Raw genomic sequence first — 1,306 nt, 5'->3', positions numbered from 1 at the left:
AGGCAACTAAGATATTAGGCTGAAAATCTAGTTTTTTTGTGGTGCCCTATCCGGGTACAGTTCCATGATTTCCCGCTGGATCGAAGTCCATCCGTAGGCTTTCCGTTTCCATGACTTTTCGTTCCGGCTTATCGAAAGATAGAGCTGTTTCAACAGTGCTGTTTCCGATGCCCAGGCCGCTTTGCTTTTTATCAGTTTCCGCATGATCCGATGCAGGGCTTCCACCGGATTGGTCGTGTAGATCATCTTGCGCATGGAAAGTGGAAAATCCAGGAAGGCCATCAGTTCAGTCCAGTTTTCCTCCCACTGTTTGACGATATACCGGTATTTTTTGCCCCATGTGGCCTCAAAGGCGGATAGCGCCGTTCTGGCGCCCTCTTCGGTCACAGAGGCATACACCTGCCGCAGGTCCTTGGTTACGGCCTTCCTGTCCGTTTCGTCCACGTATTTTAGCGAATTGCGCACTTGGTGCACTATGCACTTCTGGACGATGGAACCGGGAAAGGCTTCCTGGATCTGGTCGGAAAATCCCTGCAGGTCATCCGTGCACACCACCAGGATATCGGTTACCCCCCGGGATTTCAGGTCTTCCATGACCATACCCCATTTCTTGGCACCTTCCCCGCCCGAATTGATATAAAGACCCAGTACATCCCTGTTCCCTTCCCAATCTACCGAATACACCGTATAGAAGGCGCTGTTGGTGTATCTGCCTTCCTGGCGTACCTTGAAGTGTATCGCATCCAGATACACGATCGGGTAGAAGCTCTGGAGGCTTCTTGTACGCCATTCCTGGATCTCGGGAAGAACCTTGTCCGTGATCTGGGATATACGACCCGCTGAGATGCTCACCCCATAGATATCCTCCAGAAGACGTCTAACGTCTTCAACCGAGTTCCCCTGGGCATACAGCGACAGAATCTGCCCATCCAGCCCGCTGCTGAGCGAACGCTCACGCTTGCCGATCAGCTCCGGATCAAAATCCCCTTGCCGGTCACGGGGCGTCGCAATGTCCAGAAAACCGGCGTCACTAACAACGCGCTTTCGCGTCCTTCCATTCCGCTTGTTCTCACTGCCGGAGGCGCGCTCTTCCTCAAGAAATCCCTCGATCTCACCCTCCAACATCGTGTTCACCATTTGCTGTAAAATCTCGCTGAAAGGGCTATCTTTTCCCAGTAAACCCTTCTTGCTGTAAAGTCGCTCCTTCAGACGATCGCTCATCTTTGGATCGCTCAATAGTTCTTCAATTGTCTGCTTTTTCTTCATTTTATGTAAATTTAGCAGACACACTTAAATGAACAGTCTC

1 protein-coding gene is annotated in these 1,306 nt (G+C 51.2%); it reads right to left on the bottom strand.

Features of this window, described 5'->3' with window-relative positions; translation table 11 throughout:
* Window positions 1–27: 27 nt before the first annotated feature.
* The gene (locus ADIS_RS21345; RefSeq protein WP_010856815.1) at window positions 28–1,266 is read right to left on the bottom strand and encodes an IS256 family transposase; all 1,239 of its coding nucleotides are present in this window, start codon (window positions 1,264–1,266) and stop codon (window positions 28–30) included.
* Window positions 1,267–1,306 lie beyond the last annotated feature (40 nt).

The sequence above is a fragment of the Lunatimonas lonarensis genome (assembly GCF_000390185.1).
Lineage (GTDB): Bacteria > Bacteroidota > Bacteroidia > Cytophagales > Cyclobacteriaceae > Lunatimonas > Lunatimonas lonarensis.
This window is presented reverse-complemented; position numbering and strand designations above follow the sequence as displayed.